Origin of the sequence: Tahibacter soli, assembly GCF_025717065.2 — a bacterium.
Classification (GTDB): Bacteria; Pseudomonadota; Gammaproteobacteria; order Xanthomonadales; family Rhodanobacteraceae; genus Tahibacter; species Tahibacter soli.
Genome location: NZ_JAOVZO020000020.1, coordinates 845,605 through 861,206, shown reverse-complemented (window position 1 = coordinate 861,206; position 15,602 = coordinate 845,605). Strand labels below are relative to the sequence as shown.

General features: G+C 67.5%; 12 protein-coding genes. 9 read left to right on the top strand and 3 right to left on the bottom strand.

Annotation, left to right across the window (positions count from 1 at the left end; all coding sequences use genetic code 11):
- Window positions 1-254 precede the first annotated feature (254 nt).
- Window positions 255-1,682: a S41 family peptidase gene (locus OD750_RS24760; protein ID WP_263541299.1), complete on the bottom strand. Its 1,428-nt coding sequence runs from the start codon at window positions 1,680-1,682 to the stop codon at window positions 255-257.
- A gap of 975 nt (window positions 1,683-2,657) precedes the next feature.
- Here OD750_RS24760 and ssb point away from each other — a divergent pair.
- The 4 genes from ssb to OD750_RS24745 all read left to right on the top strand — a co-directional run bounded on the left by ssb (window position 2,658) and on the right by OD750_RS24745 (window position 6,801).
- Window positions 2,658-3,200, top strand: coding sequence for a single-stranded DNA-binding protein (gene ssb, locus OD750_RS24755; protein WP_263541298.1), 543 nt, complete (start codon window positions 2,658-2,660; stop codon window positions 3,198-3,200).
- Between the two features lie 317 nt (window positions 3,201-3,517).
- The gene (locus OD750_RS24750; protein WP_263540908.1) at window positions 3,518-4,669 is read left to right on the top strand and encodes an IS30 family transposase; all 1,152 of its coding nucleotides are present in this window, start codon (window positions 3,518-3,520) and stop codon (window positions 4,667-4,669) included.
- A gap of 788 nt (window positions 4,670-5,457) precedes the next feature.
- Window positions 5,458-5,676, top strand: a complete 219-nt coding sequence (locus OD750_RS27555; protein ID WP_425508263.1) for a SymE family type I addiction module toxin — start codon at window positions 5,458-5,460, stop codon at window positions 5,674-5,676.
- A 183-nt stretch (window positions 5,677-5,859) separates the two neighbouring features.
- A complete protein-coding gene (locus OD750_RS24745) occupies window positions 5,860-6,801 on the top strand; it encodes an ADP-ribosylglycohydrolase family protein (RefSeq protein ID WP_263541297.1) in 942 nt (313 codons plus the stop codon).
- On the opposite strand, the gene OD750_RS24740 is transcribed toward OD750_RS24745, so the two are convergent.
- The gene (locus tag OD750_RS24740; RefSeq protein WP_263541296.1) at window positions 6,798-8,600 is read right to left on the bottom strand and encodes a Kelch repeat-containing protein; all 1,803 of its coding nucleotides are present in this window, start codon (window positions 8,598-8,600) and stop codon (window positions 6,798-6,800) included. The genes OD750_RS24745 and OD750_RS24740 overlap by 4 nt on opposite strands.
- A gap of 293 nt (window positions 8,601-8,893) precedes the next feature.
- Here OD750_RS24740 and OD750_RS24735 point away from each other — a divergent pair, with 293 nt between their 5' ends.
- From OD750_RS24735 to OD750_RS24725, 3 genes are all read left to right on the top strand, one after another.
- A complete protein-coding gene (locus OD750_RS24735; protein WP_263541295.1) occupies window positions 8,894-10,030 on the top strand; it encodes an RNA ligase RtcB family protein in 1,137 nt (378 codons plus the stop codon).
- Window positions 10,027-10,641 (top strand): peptide chain release factor H, encoded by a 615-nt coding sequence (gene prfH / locus OD750_RS24730; protein WP_263541294.1) that lies wholly within the window; start codon window positions 10,027-10,029, stop codon window positions 10,639-10,641. Before OD750_RS24735 ends, prfH begins: the two co-directional genes overlap by 4 nt.
- 100 nt (window positions 10,642-10,741) lie before the next feature.
- Entirely contained in the window at window positions 10,742-11,242 is a 501-nt protein-coding gene (locus OD750_RS24725) for a hypothetical protein (protein WP_263541293.1), read from the top strand.
- A gap of 14 nt (window positions 11,243-11,256) precedes the next feature.
- Here the strand turns inward: OD750_RS24725 and OD750_RS24720 are convergent, their stop codons facing one another.
- Window positions 11,257-12,018, bottom strand: coding sequence for a CPBP family intramembrane glutamic endopeptidase (locus tag OD750_RS24720; RefSeq protein WP_263541292.1), 762 nt, complete (start codon window positions 12,016-12,018; stop codon window positions 11,257-11,259).
- 275 nt (window positions 12,019-12,293) lie between these two features.
- Here OD750_RS24720 and OD750_RS24715 point away from each other — a divergent pair, with 275 nt between their 5' ends.
- Window positions 12,294-14,126 (top strand): DUF1800 domain-containing protein, encoded by a 1,833-nt coding sequence (locus tag OD750_RS24715; protein WP_263541291.1) that lies wholly within the window; start codon window positions 12,294-12,296, stop codon window positions 14,124-14,126.
- Window positions 14,127-14,142: 16 nt separating this feature from the next.
- A complete protein-coding gene (locus OD750_RS24710) occupies window positions 14,143-15,597 on the top strand; it encodes a DUF1501 domain-containing protein (protein ID WP_263541290.1) in 1,455 nt (484 codons plus the stop codon).
- Window positions 15,598-15,602: the final 5 nt, after the last annotated feature.

The window sequence follows — 15,602 nt, the reverse complement described above, 5'->3', positions numbered from 1 at the left end:
ATTGACTTCGCCGGAAGCGGCACAGGTTGGCGGCGCCAGTGTCGGCTGCCAGTCGGCGAACCCGGGAGATTTCTTTACTTGCGTTACGAGGCGATGCAACCCAGGTTCGGAGGCGTGTAATTTCCCGACGAATCGCTGTGCCGGCGAAACCGTTCGATGCAGGCCGAGCGAGCGTTGCGCGTGGACAACCGGCTGCCCTACGCTCACCGACACGACGGGAACGGCGACAACGACGCCTTGAGTTCGGCAACGTATCAGCGTCCCTCACGCGCAGCCAGCGCCAATGCGCGCTCGAGCGCAAGGTCTCGACCTTCACGCCATGCCTGTGCCGTTTGCTCGACCGCGATGTCCGGCGCGATACCGATGCCGTGCAGACTGCCGATGCCATCGTGCCACGTTACCCGCATGCCCGTGAATCGAACGGTGAATCCGCCGGGTGTGGTGAACATGTTTACATTGCCATTGGCGCCGGCGCTGGCGGCGCCGATGGTCGTCGCAAGCTTGAGGTCGGTGAAATAACCGAGCACCGATTCGGCGTAGCTCAAGGCGCGGCCGTCCTGCAATACGTAGCGCCTGCCGGCGAAATGCGGCGGTTTCGGGTCGAGATCCCAGCCGTATCGCTCGAACGCGACCGGTTCGTCGTACGGCGCAATGCGGATCGGCGTCCGCATCCAGCGGTCGCGCTCCGGCGCGTCGATCAGATGAGGCAATACACCGAACCCCGCATCCGTCGGATAGCCGCGCAGGTCGAAAATCGTCGCCTTCGCCTGCGCCAGAGCGGTCAGCTTCGGGGTTACGTCGGACATCGATGCGCGTTCGAGATCGACATACCAGACGCCGGACGCGATTTCGGCGATCGGGGGCGGTCGCTTTTCCGCGGCCGGCGAGGGACGGTCGAAGGCGAGAACGACTTCATGCTCGCCGTGCACGCCGTCGAGTTGCAGCGTCACGCTCGCGTTCTCCTCGCCCGTCGCGAACGTGTCGGCGGCCATCCATGCTTTCCATTGCGCGGAGCCGGAAATCTGCGCTCGCGTGTCGGCGAACCAGCGGTGCGCATCGATGCCGTCGATACGCCTCACCACGTCGCCGACGGCGACACGCTCGGGAATCCCGCTTGCATTGACGACGAAGTCGCCGCCGGCCGGCGCAACGCCGATCGGCAGCCAGCGTCGCCGGCCGCGCAGCACGGTGTCGTCGACCTGGCCGTGTCCGTCGACGATCCGTGCGACGAGTCGTTTGAGTGTCTTCTTGTGCGCTGCGCGCTCGCCATCGGTGAAGGCTTCGGCGATGGCCGGTTCCAGGACCGCGTCCCAGTCGACGCGGGTTTCTTGCCAGTACGGATAGAAGTGCCGCAATACGTTCCAGATGACCACGACATCGGCGGCTCGTACGGCCGTCAGCGAAGCGTCGAGATCCGTCGCTCGCAGCCGCTCGCGCAACGCGTCGACGGCCTCGGCGTCTTCTGGTGTTGCCGCCTCGGTGGCGGACAGCGACAACGGCACGCGTGCCTTGAGTCCCTCACCCAGCTCGAACGCGGCAACGCGATCGGGTTGCGTCGCGGCGGCGACGGCTTGCGGGAACCGTTCGATCAGGTCGCGAGCCTGCGCCGCCGCGTCGTCCGGTGGCGCGCGGCCGATGCGCAGGCTCAGATAGGTGGCTTCAGGCTGGCGGTAGACGTCCACGCCGAGTCCGCGGTGCAGCCACGCGACACGTTGTTCGCCGCGATCGGGAGTGCCGTCCGCGAACGCGTCTTCGATCGCGAGAATCTGTACGTGAGGAGCGATGGGTGCGAACAACGTACGCAGCGCTCGCAGGAGTTCGTCGGACGATTTCGACGCACTCGCCTGCGCAACGCCGGCGACGGCGAAGCGCTCCCAGTCGATCGTCCGGGCCGCGTCGCCGGGGTAGAAATAGCGCACGACGCCGTAGAGTTTCGCGAACGCGGCGACGTTGCGCGCGGGGGCGCGATCTGCCGTCGTCGAGACTGTCGCACAGCCTTGCAGCAGAGCGAGCGTAGCCGCGGCGAAAAGCAGCGCGTACCGCCGTCGACGAGGTTTTTCGCAGCGATACGGGGTCATGCGTTCGACGCGTCGCGGGATCGCGCCGACGATACTCGAACCGACCCTCCCGATGCGACGCAACGGTCGCGTATGTCGATACGCACGCCGAATCGTACTTTCCTCCACACGATCGTGCCGTTCGCCCTCGTTCGCCGATTCGCCAATCCCGTCCCCGGACGCGCGGTGTTACGGTCGTGCGGCTCCTTTTGGAGTGCCTGACGGTTGACGGGACCGGCAGGCAGTCGCGCCGGTCGCAGCGCCCTGCGGCCGGCGCGGCGCCCTGCATCGTCCGCCGCTGCAGTTTCCGGTCCGGCGCCATGCCGCCGTATTCCGCGCCGGCTTCCGGCAGCCGCGATTTCGACGTGGCTGCATCTCACGATTTGAGACCGCCGGCCGCCATTCTCGCCGCCCGGGCTGCGACGGTCCGGGCGGCGTGCGTCCGCGAATGGCCGTTTGCGCGGCCGCCGCGGTCGGCTGGCTGCGGAGCCGGTCCGTCGCGGTATGATGCGAGGCCTTGCCGGCGCCCTTGCGGGGTTCCGGCCGACCCATACGAAGCAGGGCCGCGATAGACGCGCCCGCCCGCCAAAAGGAGCAGCCATGGCACGCGGCATCAACAAAGTCATCCTCGTCGGCAATCTCGGCGCCGATCCCGAAACCCGCTACACGCCGGGCGGTGCGGCGATCACGAGCATTCGCATCGCGACGTCGGAAGCCTGGAAGGACAAGCAGACCGGCGAGCAGCAGGAGCGCACCGAGTGGCATCGCGTGAAGTTCTTCGGCCGCCTTGCCGAAATCGCTGGCGAATACCTCAAGAAGGGTTCGCAGGTGTACATCGAAGGCAAGCTGCGCACCGAGGAATGGGAAAAAGACGGCGTCAAGCGCTATTCGACCGACGTGATCGCCGACGAGATGCAGATGCTCGGCGGACGCGGCGGCGGGGGTGAAGGTGGCGGCGAGGGCCGCAGCGGCGGTGGCGGTTACGGCGGCGGCGAAGGCCGCGGCGGTGGGGGCGGCTATGGCGGCGGAGGCGGCGGTCGTCAGGAACGCGGTCCGGCGCGCGGACCGCAGCAGGCGCCGCAGCGCAGCGCGCCGCCGCCGGTGCAGAACACCGGGTTTGATGATGACGATATTCCGTTCTGAGGTCGCTTTTTTGTTTCGATGAAAAGCCCGCTGTTGCGGGCTTTTTGTTGTCTTTCGATGGGGCCTGCGGTTCTTGTGAATGTTTTTCCTTGTATCTTTTTTTGATCGTCATCCCGGCGAAAGCTGCGATCCAGCCTTTGACGTTGCTCCCGCTTTAAAGCTCGTCATCCCGGCGGAGGCCGGGATCCAGCTTGTCCGTTCGGTGTTCGCTTGAGCACGGACGACACTGGTTCCATAGCTCGTCATCCCAGCGAAAGCTGGGGTGGTCTCAACCGGTCGATGCAACATAGGCATGTTGTTTCGATCGGAGAGAAGGCATGGAGAGGTCGCGGTCACGCACCTTGAGTCAAGCGGAGCGACAGGAGGTTTGGCGCCGATTTCGCGCCGGTGAGTCGTTGCGGCAGATTGCCCGAGGACTGTCGCGCAACGCCTCGTCGGTGACGGATCTGGTCAAAGCACGCGGTGGCGTGGCGCCGATGGCGTCGCGCCGCTCGGCCCGTACGCTGACATTGCATGATCGCGAACACATTTCGCGAGGGCTTGTTGCCGGTGACTCATTCCGACAGATCGCGTGCGAGTTGGGCCGGCCAACGAGCACGATCAGTCGCGAAGTGGGTCGTCACGGCGGACGCCAGGGTTATCGCGCGGTGCTGGCCGACGAGCGAGCGTGGCAGCGGGCTCGTCGTCCGAAGGTGTGCCGTCTGGCGCGCTCACATCGACTACGGCATCAGGTTGCCTCAAAGCTGCGACAGGATTGGTCGCCGAACCAGATTGCCCAATGGCTTAAGCTTGAGCATCCGCATGAGCCGGAGCAGCGTGTGTCGCACGAGACGATCTACCGATCCTTGTTCATTCAGGCGCGGGGCGCGCTGAAAAAGGAGTTGATGACGCATCTGCGATCACAGCGACAACTGCGCCGCTCACGCAACGCCGAGCGTGTGCCGCAAGGTCGAGGACAGATTCCCGATGCGGTTTCGATCAGCGAGCGTCCCGCACAGATCGAAGATCGGGCAGTACCAGGACACTGGGAAGGCGATTTGATCTGCGGGGCGAACAACAGCTATGTCGGTACCCTGGTGGAGCGCCACTCTCGTTTTGTGATGCTGGTCAAGCTGGCCGGCAAGGACACGCAGACCGTGGTGCGTGCCCTTGCTCGTCGCATGAAGCGCTTGCCGGCAACCCTCAGAGGTTCGCTGACTTGGGACCGTGGTGCGGAAATGACCGCCCATGCCCGCTTCACTCTCGCCACCGACATGGCGGTATACTTTTGCGATCCCCGCAGTCCGTGGCAACGCGGATCCAACGAAAACACCAATGGGCTATTGCGCCAATACTTGCCGCGCAAGGCCGATTTATCGCTCTTTACACAGACTCAACTCGACGCGATTTCGCGACGACTGAACCAACGTCCACGAGAGACGCTGGCATTCAGAACGCCTGCTTTTAAACTCGCACAGGCGTTGCAATGACCGGTTGAGACCACCGGGATCCAGCTCTTGATCTGGCTGTTGTCGTTGACGGTCGCTTCGTTGGTTACGCCTGGCCTTAGACAAAGCGTTCCGCCCGCCTGCCGGCGGCCGTCTTACTTTCTTTGTAGTGGACAAAGAAAGTAAGCAAAGAAAACCACCCCAACTGCCACGCCCTCCGGGCATCCTGCCCTCCGGGACCGCAAGCGCCCGGCGGGGTCCGCCGAAGGTCCATCCATGGACCACGGCGGACGGCGCACATCCTGTGCGCCCCCTTACGGGCCTTATCGCCGGCCACTTGCTCGCGGCAGATGGGGCCCCGGGGAGAGCGGGCGGCTTCCTGCCGCCAGAAGCAACGGCCACGGCACGGGCAACAGCCAAAGCGTGGCGGTCCTACGCAGCCGTCATCCCGACGCAGGCCGGCCTCTAGCTTTTTTTGCAAAGTAAACACGGATACATCGCGCCACGCCACGCATAGCCCTCTCCCCCAAACGCCTTTGGGGGAGAGGGTTGGGTGAGGGGGCGACGCTTCGGTCTTCGTTGCCGTTTCGTCCAGCGAGAAGCCAAAGCTCGCCGCGTGCAGCGCAATACTTCTTGCTCGCTGCGGTCGTCTCAGCCTAGCACCGTGCTCGGCACGTCAAGGACTGCGCAAGTTCGATAAAACCGAATCCTTGACGTGCCTGCGCGCGGCGCTCTGAAAGGTCGCCCGCAGCGACCAATCGCTCAAGGGCAAAGCGCGAACGGCGTGGTTGGCCCCACACCGTTCGCTAACCACAACCCACTGCATAGAGGTGGATCATGCTAAGCACCAGCATAAATCATCCGCATCTTCCACAAAGCGCATCCGCGTCAGTACGGCCTACTACCCACCCGTCGACATCGCACATCTTCCCCGCGAAGTCCCCTACATCCGTCTTCGCGGCATCTGGCTCATCTACGCCGGCTTCGCCCCCGGCGACACCCTCGCCATCCGCGTCACCGCCGGCCGCCTCGTCATCACCCGCGCATAGGCCAACATCGCGGAAGCCTCGCCTGTCGAGGCTTCCGCACCGCGTCGGGCACTCATTCCCGCATCGTGGCTCGGCCCTCCGCTGCGGGTCGATCCTGCTAGAGTGACCGCGATCCCGAACCGGCTCGACGATGCCTTGGCACTTGCGCTTGCGACCGGTTGCACCCCTGCCGGAGACGCATCCATGACCGCCGATCACACGCCGATCAACCGCCACGGCCGCCTCGCCGGCGGCTTGCTCGGCCTCCTCATCGGCGACGCCGTCGGCGTGCCGTACGAGTTCAATCCGCCCGGGCGCCTGCCGCCGCTCGCGCAGATCGACCTCGTGCCGCCGCCGGATTTCGCGCGCAGCCACCCGCAGGTGCCGCCCGGCACCTGGTCCGACGACGGCGCGCAGGCGCTGTGCCTCCTCGCGTCGCTGCAGCACGCCGGCGGCCTGGACCTGGACGACTTCGCGCATCGCCTCGTCAACTGGCGCGACGTGGGTTATCTCGCGGTCGACTACGACGTGTTCGACGTCGGCATCCAGACGAGCCGCGCGATCGCGAACCTGCGCAACGGCGTGCCGCCGCACCTGGCCGGCCCGAGCGGTGAACGCGACAACGGCAACGGTTCGCTGATGCGCGTGTTGCCGCTCGCGCTGTGGCATCGCGGCGGCGATCGCGAACTCGTCGAACTCGCCGCGCGGCAGTCGCTGCCCACGCACGGTCACGCGCGCTCGCAGGCCGCTTGCGCGTTCGCGTGCCTGTGGGCGCGCGCGGAACTCGACGGCGCGGCCGACGCCTGGTCCGCCGCCGCGACACGGCTGCGCGAGCACGCGCCGGCCGCCGGCCTGCCGGCCGCTGAAATCGATATCGTTCTCGACACGCGCAACGCCGATCGCGTCGCGGGCTCGGGCTACGTCGTCGATACGTTGTGGTCGGCGCGCCACGCGCTGGCCGCCGGCGCGTCGTTCGACGCGGTGGTGCGCGCCGCGATCGCGTTCGGCAACGACACGGACACCACCGCCGCCGTGGCCGGCGGCATCGCCGGCATCCGTCACGGCGAGGCCGGTATTCCGCGTGCTTGGCGCGAGGCGTTGCGCGGCCGCGAACTCGTCGCGCCGCTGCTTTCTCGACTTTCCTAAGGCACGAGCTCGATCGCAAACACCCGCCCGGTCGCGCCGAACCGCGAGCCGGCACTCGTCGAGCCGCTGATCGCGTAGAAGCGTCCATTCGCTGCGGCGCCGGCGACGCCGTGCACCGGCACCGGCAGGTTCGGCGCGAACGCCCAGCGGTCGCCGCCGGCGACGATCACCTCGACCGTCGGTTCGAGCCGGAACGGCGTGATGTTGATCAGCTCCCCGCCGCCGACGACGATCTGGTCGCCGACGACCGCCGCGGCGAAGCCGCCGCGCGTATTGCCCATGCGCGGACCGGCGCGCCAGCGCTGCGCGGCCGGGTCGTAGATCGCGACCGTGTCGGTTTCCGGACTGCGACCGCCGATCACCCACAGCTCGCCCAGAAACGCGACGACCTGCGCATGATCGCGCTCCGTGAGGTTCGGCGCCTCGATGCGCCGCTTGCTGCGCGCGCGCGGGTCGTATTCCTCGACGCTGCCGTCGCCGGCGCCGACGTACGCGCGGCCGTGCATCACCGCGGCCTGGCTGCCGAACGTGAACGACATCTCCGGGCGCGGCTCCCACGCGTTCGTCGCGACATCGTAGCGGTACGCCGATACGTCCTGACCGGCGCTGCCGATCGCGTCGCCGCCGACGAAGTACACGCCGCCGTCGATCGCGAACGCGGCGAGGTGATGGCGCCCCGACGGCAGGTCGGGCAGTTCGGTCCACTGGTTCGCGGCCGGGTCGTAGCGCTTGAAGCCGTTGCCGTCGCCGTAGCCGCCGAGCGCGTAGATCTTGCCGTCGAGCACGGTCGCGGCGTGTTCGGACTGCCCCGGCGCCGGCGTCGCCGCGACTTCGGTCCAGGTGCCGCTTCGCCGCAGCTGCGGCGTGCCGTCGATGCACGGCGCCGACGCGAGCATGCCCAGGCGCGTCGCCGTGCGTGCGTTCGCATCGTACCCCGGCAGCACCGATGCGTAGCGAAAGTCCGCTTTGTTGCATTCGGTAAACGTGAACTCGATCGAACCCCAGCGCGTGCGCTGCACGGCGGCGGGATCGAAGCCGCTGCCGAAGCGCGTGCCGCGCGTGATGGTCTGCTGGTCGACGACGAGACGCTCGCCGTCGCGCACGCCGGCGCCGACGGTCCACGCCTGATTGCCCTGCGGATCGTAGGTGAACCAGTACACGACGGTGACGCCGCCGGCGAGTTCCTCGACGAACCAGCCTTCGCCCGAACGCGTGGCGACGAACCACGGCCCGCTCTTGCTGCGCAGGCCGGCGAGCGAGCGCGCGCCGTTCGGCGTCGTCGCGCGCGCGCCGTCGCAGCGCAGTTCGTCGAGTTCGGTCAGCCGCGACAGTTCGAACGTGCCGCTGCCGTAGGCGGGCGTGCCGGCGTAGCGCACCGTCGCGCTCGTACAACTGTGGAATTCGAATTCGAGCGTGCCCCACGGCACGTTTTCGATGCGGGCGGGGTCGAACGCATCGCCCCAGACGCCGCCGCGCGTACGCGTGACGAGGTCGAAGCGGATGCGGTTGCCGGCGAGGCGTCCGCCCTGACCGATCAGCCAGGCCTGTTCGCCCGGTTCGCCGGCGGCGGGGTAGGTGAACCACACGACGACGGCGCTGCCGTCGGCGAGCACTTCGAGCACGAAACCCTCGCCGTTGCGCGCCGGATCGAACCACGAACCGCTGAGCGCGGGGCCGGCCCAGTATTCCCCGCCGGCCGGCACGGGATCGGAGTCTTCGCGATCGTGCAGCGCGGTGTGATGCGCGTGCGCGAGGAACGACGCGAGACAGAACAGAAGTACGACGCAGCGGCGGATCATGCGCGTTCTCCGCAGTCATACGAACGGGCTCGTAGTTTAGACCCGCGCTGAAGCGGTGCAAAGCAGACTCGACCTTCGCCTGTTGCAAGCCTCGTTTTTTCGGACTACTCTCCGCGCCTTCTTTCCCTTCCACCCTCGACCGCAAAGGAGCACGCGCCATGAAACTGGTCACTTGCCTTTGCAGGCTCAGCCTGGGTTGATTCGCCCGCGGCGTCGTCCGACGCCGCTTTCGCGTGTTGCCCCTGGCCTTGCGCCTGCCGTTCCAAGGCTTTCTTCCCTTTTGGAAAGGTACAATGGGCAACTCCATTCGGATTCCGTCCGACGGCGTCAGCGTCATCGCCGTGGACGACACGTGGATCGAAGGCAAAGCGATCCAGCAGCTTGAAACCACCGCCCGGCTGCCGGGCATGCATCGCGTCGTCGGCATGCCCGACCTGCATCCGGGCCGCGGCTATCCGGTCGGCGCCGCGTTCTTCTCGACCAACCGCCTGTATCCCGCGCTGGTCGGCAACGACATCGGCTGCGGCATGGCGCTGTGGCGCACCGACATCGCCGCGGCGAAGCTCAACATCGACAAGCTCGAAAAACGCCTGGGCTCGATCGACGCGCCGCTCGATCCGGCGTGGAACGACGTCGTCGCCGCGCTCGACCTGCCGCCGACCGGACACGAGCGCGCGCTCGGCACGATCGGCGGCGGCAACCACTTCGCCGAACTGCAGGCGCTCGACGAGTGCTACGACGACGATGCCGTGGCGCGCATGGGCATCGACCGCCGGCATCTGCTGCTGCTCGTGCACAGCGGCTCGCGCGGACTCGGCGAGGCGATCCTGCGCGACCACGTCGCCCGTCACGGACATGCCGGCCTCGAACGCGGCGGCGCCGACTGCGCGCAGTACCTCGACCGCCACGCGCAGGCGTTGCGTTTCGCGCGGGCGAACCGCAGCCTGATCGCGCAGCGCATGCTCATGCGCCTGCGCGCGAGCGGCTCGACCGCGATCGACGTCGACCACAACCTGGTGGCGCCGGCGATCGTCGACGGTCTCGCCGGCTGGCTGCACCGCAAGGGCGCCACGCCGTCGGACGCGGGGCCGGTCGTCATTCCCGGTTCGCGCGGCGACTACAGCTATCTCGTCGAACCGGTCGCCGACGCGCGCAGCCTTTACTCGCTCGCGCACGGCGCGGGTCGCAAGTGGATGCGCACCGAGTGCAAGGATCGCCTCTCGGCGCGCTACAGCGTCGCGCAGCTCGCGCGCACGGCGCTCGGCAGCCGCGTCGTCTGCGACGACCGCGCGCTGATCTACGAGGAAGCGCCCGAGGCGTACAAGAGCATCGACTCGGTCGTCGCGGCGCTGCGCGCGGCCGGCCTCGTGCGCCTGCTCGCGCGGCTGCGACCGGTGCTCACGTACAAGACGCGGGAGTGTTGCGAATGATCCTTTTGCAACTTTCCGCGGCGCAGGGGCCGGACGAATGCTGCCTTGCCGTCGCCAAGGCGCTCGCGCGCGTCGAGGCCGAAGCGCACGAGGCCGGCGTCGCGCTCGACGTGATCGAGCGCGACGCCGGTGCGCGCGCCGGCACGTGGCGATCGGTGCTCGTCGCGCTCGACGGCGACGGCGCCGAAGGGCTCGCGGCGCGCTGGAACGGCACGGTGCAATGGATCTGCGCCAGCCCCTACCGCCCGCAGCACGGCCGCAAGAACTGGTTCATCGGCGGCCGCCGCTACGCGCCGCCGCCGGCCGCGCTCGAAAGCGAAATCCGCTTCGAGACCGCGCGCGCGTCCGGCGCCGGCGGCCAGCACGTCAACAAGACCGAATCGGCGGTGCGCGCGACGCATGTCGCGAGCGGCATCGTCGTGCGCGTGCAGTCCGAGCGCAGCCAGCACGCGAACAAGCGCGTCGCGGTCGCGCTGATCGCGCAGAAACTCGCGCAGGCCGCGCAGCGCAACGAGGACGACCTGCGCGCGCAGCGGCGCCTCGCGCATCACGCGCTCGAACGCGGCGCCGCGGTGCTCGTGTTTCGCGGGGAGCGGTTCGAGGCGGCATAGCTTTCCTGACGGCGTGCGGTAATCGGACCGTGCGCGTGTTACTCAAGCGCGCGGCATCCGATTGCCGTGCGTGCTCCCATCACCGGAACAAGGCATCGACATGCGCCTCGCCCTATTTGCACAACCGCCCGGACCGAATGCGTTGCGCGCGATCGACATCCGTAGCGACGACGAAAGGGACTACGCCGCGTTCGATTGGAACGACGGCGCGCCGATCCACGACAGCTGGTATTACCGCGCCGTCGGGCGAGCGGAGCCGCATCTGCTCGAAATCGAAATCGCGGGCGGGCGCCTGCGCTCCGTCGATTGCCTGATCGGCCGCGCGACGCCGGGATTGTTCGACGCCGCGCGGTCGATCACCCGCGTCGCGCTCGACGCGCATCCGCTGCTGGCGCTCGAAGCGCTCGACACCGCGTCGGTCGCGCGCGTGATACCGCGCGGCGTCGATGTCAGAAGGGACGTGCAGGTGTGGCGTAGCCCCGGCCGGTTGATGGTCGGCTTCGGTTTCGACGAGGCGCGGCGGGCGTTCGGCGTCGGCTCCGATGTCACGTATTTCACAACCGAAGAAATGCATCTGGTCGGCCTGGATCTGCGCACGTAGCGGGCCGGGCCGCCTCAACCGCGATTCGCCGCACGGCGCCGATGCAACGCCCACAACAATCCCACCGCCAGCGCCGCGCTCGCGATCCGCAGCGAATTGCCGTACCAGCCCGTCGCCGCCGATTCCGACACCGCGAACGCGTTCCAGGCCGCGTTGAGCGAAACGTGAAATATCCAGCCGCTCCAGATCGTATAGCCGTCGAGCGCGTCGAGTATCGCGAATACGACGCCGCCGAACGCCGTGATTGCCAGCACCTGCAGCGCGATGCCGCTGCCGCCGCCCATGCCGTACCAGTGTACGAACCCGAACGCGAGCGCCTGCACCAGCACCGCCGCCACGATGCGCCAGCCGAGCGTACGCCGCGCGAACACGAAGCCGAATCCGCGGAAAACGATTTCCTCGGCGAACGGAAACACGACGGCGAGCATCAGGAGTGACAGCGCGGAACCTTCCGTCGACAGCGCGCTCGTCGCGCCGAGGCCGATCCAGAACGGCAGCGTCGCCGCGAGTGTCAGCGCCGGGCCTTTCCAGCCCGGCCAATGCAGTCCGAGGCCGCGTACGAGCGACGCGCCGCGACCCGACAGCACGAACGCCGCGATCAGCGCGAGCGCGACGGCGATCGCGTTGTCGAGAATCGCGCCGCCGTACGGCATCGGCAGGCCCGGTATGCGCAGGCCCAGCGCCTTGCCGATGTCCCGTACCTGCAAACCGATGCCGAGTACCGCGACGACGACGATCGCATTGATCCACGCCGGAAATTTCGTCGAATGATGCATTGCACGTACCTCAAGGTATGACGTCGGGACTGTCGATCCGGATCGACGCGTCGACGGGCCGCGCGTGTCGCGAATCTTGCGTGCGCGTCGGGCGAACGCCGACGCAGCCGATGCTTGATGCGCGCCGCGACGAAAGGGTTGAAAGAAACGTCTTCGTTGCGACGCCGATCAATCGTGCATCCCGCGCGTCGGGACGCCGCGCGATTGAGCGCTCCGTCATGGTTTGTCGCGACGGTCACAAATACAGTGTGCGCAGTTCGGCGCCGGGGATGGCCATGCAGCGGTCGTTTTTTGCGGGTGCGCTCGCGCGTGTCGCGTGCGCGTTGGGCGTATGCGCCGCGGGTGCGGCGAATGCGCAGCTCAGTCATCGCCCCGATGCGATGCTGCAGCACGGTTTCGAAGCGGCAAGCGCGGGTCCGGTCGGCGACGCCGCCGCCGCGCGGTTTCTCGCGCAGGCGACGTTCGGTCCGACGCTCGCCGACATCGCGCATCTGCGCGCCATCGGCTACCAGGCGTGGCTCGACGAGCAGTTCGCCGCGTCGACCACCACGAGCGAGCCGTATCTCGACTGGGTCGCCGGCCTGCCGGACGAACCCGACGGCAACAACTACGTCACCGACGATACGCGGCTGGAAAGCTGGGCGATCAACGTCGTCGGTTCGCCCGATCCGAGCCGCGGCAACCGCGTCGCGACCGACCAGCTGCGTCAGCGTGTCGCGTTCGCGCTGTCGGAAATCTTCGTCGTGTCGAGCGAGAACGGCACGCTCGCCTACAGCCCGTGGTCGCTCGCGAGCTATCACGACATGCTCGCCGCGAACGCGTTCGGCAACTACCGCACGCTGCTCGAACAGGTGACGCGCCATCCGGCGATGGGCATCTATCTCAATTCGATCCAGAACCAGAAGGCCGACGAAGCGCAGAACATCCATCCGGACGAGAACTACGCGCGCGAAGTGCTGCAGCTGTTCTCGGTGGGCCTCGTGCAGCTCAATCCGGACGGCACGGTGCTGCTGTCGGACGGCCAGCCGGTGGCGACATATACGCAGACGACGGTGCGCGGCTTCGCCGCGGTATTCACCGGCTGGAACTGGAGCAACGTCGGCTGCGGCGAGAACACGTATACGTGCTGCGACGAGGAAACGTTCCACTGGTGCGGGCCGAGCAATCCCGACGAGGCCCCGTGGCAGCGGCCGATGGAACCGGTCGACGCGTATCACGACACGACGACCGACAAGCAGCTGCTCGTCTACGACAACGTGGTGCTGCCGAACGGCCTGCTCGTGCACGGCGGCAATGCGCAGGTCGAACTCGGCAAGGCGCTCGACAACATCGCAAAGCACCCGAACGTCGGACCGTTCATGGCGCGGCGCCTGATCCAGCGTCTCGTCACGAGCAATCCGACGCCGGCCTACGTGCAGCGCGTCGCGGGCGCGTTCGACGACAACGGGCAGGGCGTGCGCGGCGATCTCAAGGCCGTGATTCGCGCGATTCTGCTCGATCCGGAAGCGCGCTACGGCCAGTGGTCGCGGCAGGACACGTTCGGCAAGCTGCGCGAACCGCTCCTGAAACTCACGCACCTGTGGCGCGCGATGGAAGGCCGTTCGACGGGCGGGCGCATCGGCAGCCTTGCGCCGTGGCCGCCGATCGAGGACTGGTACGGCCAGGCGCCGCTGCGCTCGCCGACGGTGTTCAATTTCTTCAAGCCGGATTTTCGCTATCCCGGCGAAGTGCGCACGCTCGGCCTCGTGAGTCCGGAATTTCAGATCCTGTCGGACACGATGGTCGTTTCGACGCCGAACAATCTCTACTACAACGTCTTTTGCTACTACACCGGCAGCGACCGCTGCTGGGACAGCGAAGACGCCGACACGATCCAGATGAACCTCGCGCGCGACGCGCCGCTCGCGGCGAGCAATCCCGCGCAGCTGATCGAAAAATACAATGTGCTGTTCATGTCGGGGCAGATGTCGCCGTTCATGCGCAACGTGCTGGCGACGCAGCTCGCGACGATCACGCAGTCGACGCACGGCTCGGCCTACGGCCGCGTGCGCGTGCAGAACGCGCTGTACCTCATCGTCAATTCGCCCGAATACTCGATCCAGAAGTGAGGCCGCGGCCATGCGCGTGAACCGACGTGATTTCATCAAGCGCAGCATCGCCGCGGCGCTCGGCGGCGCCAGCCTGTATTCGGCGTTCGGCAGCCTCTCGGCGATCGCCGCTGCCGCGACGCAGAAACGCTACGCGTTCGGCGACTACAAGGCGCTCGTCTGCATTTTTCTCTACGGCGGCAACGACAGCTTCAACACGATCGTGCCGTACGACACGACGAACTACGCGCGCTACCGGCAGTCGCGCAACGGCCTCGTCTCGGCCGGCGGCCTCGCGCTCGAGCAGGCCGCGATCCAGGCGCAGAGCCTGAACCCGCTCGCCGCGTCCGGCGGCCTGCCCGGCGGCCTGCCGGGCGACGGCAGCACGTACGGCCTGCATCCGTCGCTGGCGCCGCTGCGCGGATTGTTCAACGGCGAAAAAATGGCGGTCGTCGCGAACGTCGGCACGCTGCTGCATCCGATCACGCAGTCGCAGTACCAGAACGGCACCGTGCCGACGCCGCCGCAGCTGTTCTCGCACGACGACCAGACCACGTACTGGCAGACGTCGCGCCCCGACGATCCGAACGCGAACGGGTGGGGCGGACGCATCGCCGACCTGCTGTACGGCGCGAACACCGGCCTGATGCCGATGAGCATTTCGCTGTCGGGCGAAAACCGTTTCCAGCGCGGCGCGGTGATCAACCAGTATTCGATGTCGCCGGGCGGCGTCGACAAGATGAGCTATCTCGGCGACGGATCGGAGTCGTGGATCCAGGGCGACAACCCGAGCGGCAAGACCGCGTACGAAGCGCTGATCGCGCACGGCACGCAGACGCACGTGCTCGAACGCGCGTTCGCGAACGCGGCCGGCAGCGCGATCGACAACTACGAGATCCTCAGTGCCGCGCTCGACGGCTCGCCGCCGCTCGCGACGGCGTTTCCCGACACCGATCTCGGCAACCAGCTGAAGATGGTCGCGCGCCTGATCAAGATCCGCGCGGCGCTCGGCATGAGCCGGCAGGTGTTCTTCGTGTCGGCCGGCGCGTACGACACGCACGGCAGCCAGATCGCCGACCACGCCTACAACCTCACGGAGTTCGCGAACGCGACGAAGGCGTTCTACGACGCGACCGTCGAGCTCGGCCTCGCCAACAACGTCACGGCGTTCACGTCGTCGGACTTCGGCCGTTCGCTCGCGGTCAACGGCGACGGCACGGACCACGGCTGGGGCGGCCACCACTTCGTCGTCGGCGGCGCCGTGCGCGGCCGGCGTTTCTACGGCACGATGCCGTCGCTGGCGCAGAATACGAACGCGAACCCCCATGCGAACCCCGACGACACCGGCTATGGCCAGATCATTCCGACGACCGCGGTCGACCAGTACGCCGCCACGCTCGCGAGCTGGTTCGGCGTCGACGCCGGCGGCATCGCCGACATCCTGCCGAACCTCGGCCGCTTCGCCGCGCCGAACCTGCGGTTTCTCGGCTAGCGCGA